The sequence below is a fragment of the uncultured Tessaracoccus sp. genome (assembly GCF_947286155.1).
Taxonomy (GTDB): domain Bacteria; phylum Actinomycetota; class Actinomycetes; order Propionibacteriales; family Propionibacteriaceae; genus Arachnia.
In genome coordinates this window covers 1-7,199 of sequence record NZ_CAMYPD010000075.1, presented here as the reverse complement: position 1 = coordinate 7,199, position 7,199 = coordinate 1, and the positions used below count along the sequence as shown (strand labels likewise).

Here is a 7,199-nt window from a genome sequence, read left to right as displayed (position 1 = left end):
GAGTCGTCGGCAGCGTCAGATGTGTATAAGAGACAGTCCGTGCCACGCCCCACGAGGCGTCGCACTAATTCATCCCACGACGGTGGCTCTAGGAACACGAGCTGCGCATCAGGCATATGTGCCTTGACTTGCCTGGCCCCCTGCAGATCGATCTCCAAAATGACGTGTCGCCCGGCGGCGATGGCTTCTTCGACGGGCGCGCGTGGGGTTCCGTAGCGGTGCGTGCCGTGCACGGTAGCCCACTCGAGCAATTGGTCGTGAGCGATCAGTTCATCGAAGCGCTCGTCGCTGACAAAATGGTAGCTCTCACCAGGGACTTCCCCCGGTCTGGGCTCACGAGTGGTGCATGAGACGGAATAGAACGGCTCACCATGCAGGGAACGCAGGCGGGCGCAGACGGTGCCTTTGCCCACCGCGCTGGGCCCTGAGATGATCCAGAGCTGAGCGGGAGTCATTGTTTCAGCATAGTTACCTCAGCGAAGCAGCTGCTCCAGACGCTCAATTTGATGATGGCCAAGCCCGCGAATTCGGCGGTTCACCGCGATATCGGCACGTTCAAGAATCTCAGTGGCGCGGGTGATGCCCACGCGTGGCACGGCTCGCAACAGGTCGACCACCTTGATACGGGAGAGCACCTCGTCTTCCTTGGCTTTGGCGAGTGCCTCGGTGAACGTGAGCTCCTGCTTCTTGACCTGCTCCTTGAGCTCCGCACGGACGCGGCGCGCTTCGGTGGCGGAGGCGCGGGCAGCCGCGAGCTGCTCGCTGCTGAGCTTAGGAATCGCCATAGGGTTCTCCAATCTTGTTACCCGAGGGTGGCTACTCGATATGAATGAATCAAGTGGATTTACAAAACTACGCTAGCGCGAAAAGGGCTTGTTTGCGAAGCACTCACCAAAAAATGGAAGCTGAAGCTGCCACGCACGCAAACAGCACAATATGTTCGCACGTGTTCAGCACCGTCACCGAGCTCCCCACTCATGGATGCCACGCACGAGGGCTGGGCCTTCGACGGCGAGGCCTGCGGAGAGCTGGATGAGCTGGGCACCGGCGTCGAACATGCGGACGGCGTCACGTGGTGTGAGGATGCCGCCGACGGCGATGATCGGCAACTCGACGCTGCGAGCAACGTCATCGACGAACCTCACTGCACGCTCAGCATGCCGCTCGTCTGGAGTACCCGCGATGACGCCGGCAGCGCCCGACCCGGAAATGATGCGGAGCAGCTCATCGCGCCGGGTGGCATCCACCTCGGACGGCACGCTCACGAAGAGGGGGAGATCGTCGAGTTCCTCAGCCTCACGGACTAACGCGTTCAGAACGCCCTCCAGATCACCGTTGTCGGGCAACGGTGTCGGCCGGTGCGCGCCTGGATCAGCAAGCGTGAGCGCGACGTAGTCCGCAACCGGAGCGGCCATCTGCAGGGTGCGGAGGAGGTCGTCGACGGCGTGCGGCCATGTCACCGCTTGGCTGCGCGTGATCGACACGCCGAATGGGATTCCCGCCGCCCGGTTTCCTCGCTCGATGCCGTACCCGCGAAGGCGCATGGCGAGAGCTTCGGCCCCGGCATTATGATATCCACGTGCTTGTGTGCCTCCAGCGGTGTGCGGCGCGGCAGTAACGGGGCCGAGCTCCGCAAACCCAAACCCGAGATGGGCCCAGGCACGGGCAGCGATGCCGTCGCGATCGATGCCCGATGCCAGCCCGACGCGATTCGGGAATTGGATGCCCGCCACCGTGACGGAATTGGATTCGACCGCGCTGCGCCGCGCGCCCAGCGCCCCGAGTGCGTCGACGACGGCCTCCTGCACTTGGCGTGCTTCCCAGCGCCGCAGCAGTGGACGAAGCAACCGGTAGCTGTCGCGCAGCACGTGGGTGCTGGTACGCATCATCGGCTCCAATCCTGTAGCGACTTGATGCCGACCTCGCCCCGCTGTTTCGCCTCGATGCCCTGCGCGGCTGCCGCAAGGCCAGGCACCGTCGTAATCAAGGGAACATCGGCCAGCACCGCGGCCGTGCGGATGGAGTATCCCGCCTCGCGGGTGCTCTCCCCCGTCGCGCCACCGCCCGGGGTGTTGAAGATCAGATCGATCCTGCCGTCTGTGATGAGGTCGACGATGCTCGGCCCTGTGCCGTCGGACTCGGACATCTTGCGCACCTCTTCACACGCCACGCCGTTGCGGCGCAGCACCGATGCGGTACCGTTGGTAGCGAGCACGGTGAAACCGAGATCGGCGAATCTGCGCAGTGGCCAGATGGCGTTGCGCTTGTCACGATCAGCGATCGACGCGAAGATCGTTCCTCGATCTGGCAACGCCCAGCCGCCCGCCGCTTGGCTCTTCGCGTAGGCCGTACCAAAGGTGTCAGACAGGCCCATGACCTCACCGGTTGAGCGCATCTCAGGGCCGAGCACCGTGTCGACGAAGCCGCCAGAGCTCGTGCGGAAGCGGTTGAACGGCATCACCGCTTCTTTCACAGCGACCGGGGCACCAGGCCTCGGGAACGCTCCGTCACCGTCCTTGGGCAGCCACCCTTGGGCTCGCAGTTCATCGATACTACGACCCAGCATGATTAGTGCAGCAGCCTTGGCCAGCGACGTGTTGGTAGCCTTGGAAACGAACGGCACGGTGCGCGAAGCACGAGGGTTGGCTTCGAGCACGTAGAGCGTATCTCCCTGGAGCGCGAACTGGATGTTGATGAGTCCTCGCACTCCTACCCCCTTGGCGATTGATTCGGTGGCGGCCCATATCTGTTCTATGGCGGGGTCGGACAACGTGATCGGCGGCAGCACGCAGGCAGAGTCGCCGGAGTGGACGCCCGCTTCTTCGATGTGCTCCATAATGCCGCCCACGAAGAGTTCCTGCCCGTCGTAGAGCGCATCGACGTCGATCTCGACGGCGTCTGCCAAGAAGCGGTCGACGAGCACGGGTTGATCGTCGCTGACTCTCGCAGCTTCGGCGATGTACGTGTCGAGCGCGGTGTCGCTGTAGACGATCTTCATGCCCCGTCCACCGAGTACGTAACTGGGACGTACGAGGACCGGGTACCCAATTTCGGCAGCAATGGCCCGCGCCTCTGCCTGGCTGTGTGCCATCCCATGTTTCGGGGTCATCAGCTGGGCGGCAGCGAGCACACGTCCGAACGCCCCGCGCTCCTCCGCGAGGTCGATGGCCTCGGGGCTCGTTCCGACGATGGGAAGGCCTGCATCCTTCAACGCTTGGGCGAGCCCGAGCGGCGTTTGCCCACCGAGCTGGCAGATGACACCCGCAACCGGACCGGCCTGCGACTCCGCGTGATAAATCTCCAGCACATCTTCGATGGTCAGCGGCTCGAAGTAGAGCCGATCAGCGGTGTCGTAGTCGGTGGAAACCGTCTCCGGGTTGCAGTTGATCATGACGGTTTCGTATCCGGCCTCGCGCAGCGCCTGCACTGCGTGGACGCAGGAGTAATCGAACTCGATGCCCTGTCCGATCCGATTCGGGCCGGACCCAAGGATGAGGACGGCCTCCTTGGTGCGCGCCGGCACCTCAGACTCCTGCTCGTACGTCGAGTAGAGATACGGCGTGCGCGCGGGATGAGCGCCGGCGCATGTGTCCACCATCTTGTATGCCGGGCGGATGCCGAGTGCGTGACGCACTCCACGCACGACATCCTGCTTGATGGATCGCAGCTGGGCGATCTGCTCGTCGGAAATACCGAGCCCCTTGGCCTGCTCCAACAATGCTGGTCTGAGCTCGTCGGCATCTCGAATCTGGTTCGCCATGTCGAGCAAGAGCACGAGCTGATCAATGAACCATGGGTCGATCTTGGTGGCGTCGAACACTTCCTCAACGCTGGCCCCAGCGCGCAGGGCCTCCATCACCGCCTGCAGCCTGCCGTCGTGCGGGCGCACGAGCAGCGGCAGCAGCTCGTCGAGGGGGCGAGGCTCGGACACGAAGTCGAATGGCGCCTCAGGGCTCTCGAGTGAACGTAGTGCCTTGCCCAGCGCTTCAGGGAACGTACGGCCAATGCCCATCGTCTCGCCGACGGACTTCATATGTGTGGTGAGCGTCGAATCTGCGGCCGGGAACTTCTCGAACGCAAACCGGGGCGCTTTCACGATCACATAGTCGACGGTGGGTTCCTCGAGCGCAGTCGTCACGCCGGTCATGTCATTGGTGATCTCGTCGAGGGTGTATCCGACGGCGACCTTGGCGGCGATCTTGGCGATGGGATAGCCCGTCGCCTTCGAAGCCAGCGCTGAACTGCGTGAAACGCGGGGGTTCATCTCGATGACAACCATGCGGCCGTCGTCGGGGTTAATGGCGAACTGAATGTTGCATCCACCGGATTCGACACCGACGTCGCGGATGATGCCGTGACCGATGGCACACATGCGCTCCACCTCGGGTGCCGTCAGCGTGAGAGCTGGTGCGACGGTGATCGAGTCGCCGGTGTGCACGCCCATCGGGTCGAGATTCTCGATGGTGCATACGGTGACGATGTTGTCGGCACTGTCACGCATGAGCTCCAGCTCGAGCTCCTTCCAGCCGAGGACCGACTCCTCGATCAGTACCTCGGTGACTGGGCTCGCTGCCAGCCCGGCTCCTGCGATCGAACGCAGTTCGTCCTCGTTGTGGGCAAACCCTGAGCCCACTCCGCCCATCGTAAAGCTGGGACGCACCACCACCGGGTAGCCGAGATCATCTGCGGCACTGAGCACCTCGTCCATCGAGTGGCAGCTCACAGAACGCGCCACCTCGGGTGCGCCGCCGTCGATGTAGTGCATGCTCTCGATGATGTGTTTGAACTCGTCGCGATCCTCGCCGCGCTGAATTGCCTCGACGGAGGCACCAATCAGTTCGACGCCATAGCGCTCCAGCACACCGGTTTCGTGCAACTTGACGGCGGTATTGAGCGCGGTTTGACCGCCGAGGGTGGCGAGCAGCGCATCAGGGCGTTCCTTGACGATGACCTGCTCCACGAATTCTGGCGTAATGGGTTCGATGTACGTCGCATCTGCGAAGTCGGGGTCGGTCATGATTGTCGCCGGGTTGGAGTTCACGAGCACCACCCGGTAGCCCTCGCTGCGGAGCACGCGACAGGCCTGCGTGCCGGAGTAGTCGAACTCGCAGGCTTGACCGATGACGATTGGCCCGGAGCCGATCACGAGAATGGTGGAAATATCGTTGCGACGAGGCATCAGGCATCCTTTCGAGCGCGCAGTTCGGCCATGACGGCGTCGGTATCGGTTCGCGTGGTCACCGCTGCCCACAGGGGGCCATGGTCGCTCAGGTGACGCATCAGCGCACGCGTGTCGATCCCGGTGAGGGCGACGATGTCGTCGGCGAGGAGGGCTTCATCCAAGCTTTGCGTAGATCGAAAGTTCGAGGGTTTGGGGGCCTTGTCGCGCATGACCACCGCGGATACCTGGATACGATCTGAGCGGGAATCCTCGTCGTTCCAACCTGTGTTGCCAATGTGCGGCGTGGTGAAGACGAGGATCGAACCTGCGGCATCGGGGTCGGTGAGGGCTTCCTGGTAGCCGACCATGGCGGTGCATGCCCTCAGCGTTCCATACACCTCTCGGTCTCGTCCGAAGCTCGAACCTCGAAACGTTCGGCCATCTTCTAGTACGAGATATGCAGGGTGCATGGTCACCTTCCGTTCCTTACTCGGCGGTCGTCCTCACTGCCTGCCCGAGCAGGCCATTGAGGAACGCTGGCGACTCGTTCGTCGACAGCCATGAAGCAAGCTCCATGACCTCCGACACTACGACAGCGTCGGGAGTATCCGTGTAGTCGATCTCGAAAATAGCCATGCGTGCGAGATTGCGGTCGACACGTGGCATACGCTCGAGCGTCCACCCGTTGGTGCAGCACTCCGCAACGCGCTGATCGATGGCCAGCTGATGCTTGGCCACACCTTCGACGATGGCGACGGTGAGTTCGCGCAACGGACGTTCGGCCAGGTCACGCTGCTGTTCCAGCACATCGCGAATACTGAGGCCCCGCGCGTCCGCCTGGAACAGGATGTCCAGTGCGGATTTGCGGGCTTTCGTCTGCGCCGAGAAGCGGGGATCGACGTCGGGCACGTCAGACGCGACCGAGGTAGGAGCCGTCGCGGGTGTCCACCTTGACGCGCTCGCCCTGGGTGATGAATAGGGGCACCTGAATCTGCTTGCCGGTTTCGAGGGTGGCGGGCTTGGTGCCACCGGTGGAGCGGTCGCCCTGCAGGCCCGGCTCGGTGTAGGTGATTTCGAGTTCCACCGACGCGGGCAGTTCCACGAAGAGCGGGGTGCCATCATGCAGTGCGACGATGGCCTCCTGGTTTTCCAGCATGTAGTCCTTGGCATCACCGACGGTGACTTCCGGAACGTAGATCTGGTCGTAGGTGTCGTTGTCCATGAAGACGTAGTCGGAACCATCGATGTAGAGGTACTGCATCGCGCGCCGGTCGACCGTCGCCATTTCCACCTTGGTGTCAGCGGGGAACGTCTTATCCACGGTCTTGCCAGACAGGACTGCCTTCAGCTTCGAGCGCACGACGGTGTTGCCCTTGCCAGGCTTGTGGTGCTGGAACCACGTCACTTGCCAGAGCTGACCGTCGAGGTCGAGCACCATGCCGTTCTTGAGATCGTTGGTGGAAACTGCAACCACGATATGCCTTTCATTCGACTGAACCCGTATCGGGCCGAAGGATAGTCTACTGGACTCCCTCCGGATGCTGAGTGCGCGACTGCCGGTGGCATTGATCGGCGCGTATAGAGTGGGTTGCGGTGGTGACGATTGGTCACCTCAACGAAAGGAGATCCCATGGGACTCGGAGACGACATCAAGAACCAGGCTGAAGACCTCAAGGGTCAGGCCAAGGAAGGCATCGGCGAGGCCACCGATAACGAGCAGCTGCAGTCCGAAGGCAAGCTCGACCAGCTCGGCGCGAAGGCCAAGCAGGGTGTAGAAGACCTCAAGGACAAGGCCGCTGAGACCTTCAATAACATCACGGACAAGTTCGACAAGAAGGACTGACTTCCTCGATCACGCGGCAGTGGGCGCTACCGGCTTGTTGCCGGTGGCGCCCACTGCTGTTATCAGCTCCGACGGGAAGGCCGGGGTCGAGCGTTGCTACTTCGTCACCAGGATGACGTACAGCGTTCTGGGGCCGTGTACCCCCTGTCTCTTATACACATCTCCGAGCCCACGAGACGTAGAGAATCTCGTATG

Annotated in this window: 8 protein-coding genes; 1 reads left to right on the top strand and 7 read right to left on the bottom strand. The window is 62.5% G+C overall.

Annotated features, from left to right (window positions below; translation table 11 throughout):
* From gmk to efp, 7 genes are all read right to left on the bottom strand, one after another.
* On the bottom strand, window positions 1–455 hold a 455-nt coding region (gene gmk, locus Q0X68_RS12700; RefSeq protein ID WP_297752467.1), incomplete at its 3' end, for a guanylate kinase.
* 18 nt (window positions 456–473) lie between these two features.
* On the bottom strand, window positions 474–785 hold the full coding sequence (gene mihF, locus Q0X68_RS12695) for an integration host factor, actinobacterial type (RefSeq protein WP_297752464.1): 312 nt from the start codon (window positions 783–785) through the stop codon (window positions 474–476).
* 174 nt (window positions 786–959) lie between these two features.
* Complete coding sequence (locus tag Q0X68_RS12690; RefSeq protein ID WP_297752462.1) at window positions 960–1,886, bottom strand: hypothetical protein; 927 nt, start codon at window positions 1,884–1,886, stop codon at window positions 960–962.
* Window positions 1,886–5,179 carry a carbamoyl-phosphate synthase large subunit gene (gene carB / locus Q0X68_RS12685; protein WP_297752459.1) on the bottom strand — a complete coding sequence of 1,098 codons (3,294 nt, stop codon included), beginning with the start codon at window positions 5,177–5,179 and terminating at the stop codon, window positions 1,886–1,888. Before carB ends, Q0X68_RS12690 begins: the two co-directional genes overlap by 1 nt.
* Window positions 5,179–5,631, bottom strand: a complete 453-nt coding sequence (locus Q0X68_RS12680; protein WP_297752470.1) for a carbamoyl-phosphate synthase domain-containing protein — start codon at window positions 5,629–5,631, stop codon at window positions 5,179–5,181. The genes carB and Q0X68_RS12680 overlap by 1 nt, the downstream gene beginning before the upstream one ends.
* Before the next feature lie 16 nt (window positions 5,632–5,647).
* Complete coding sequence (gene nusB / locus Q0X68_RS12675) at window positions 5,648–6,070, bottom strand: transcription antitermination factor NusB (protein ID WP_297752456.1); 423 nt, start codon at window positions 6,068–6,070, stop codon at window positions 5,648–5,650.
* A gap of 1 nt (window position 6,071) precedes the next feature.
* Window positions 6,072–6,635, bottom strand: coding sequence for an elongation factor P (gene efp / locus Q0X68_RS12670; protein WP_297752454.1), 564 nt, complete (start codon window positions 6,633–6,635; stop codon window positions 6,072–6,074).
* A gap of 156 nt (window positions 6,636–6,791) precedes the next feature.
* Between efp and Q0X68_RS12665 the strand changes: the two genes are divergently transcribed.
* The gene (locus Q0X68_RS12665; RefSeq protein ID WP_297752451.1) at window positions 6,792–7,004 is read left to right on the top strand and encodes a CsbD family protein; all 213 of its coding nucleotides are present in this window, start codon (window positions 6,792–6,794) and stop codon (window positions 7,002–7,004) included.
* The last annotated feature ends 195 nt before the right edge of the window (window positions 7,005–7,199 follow it).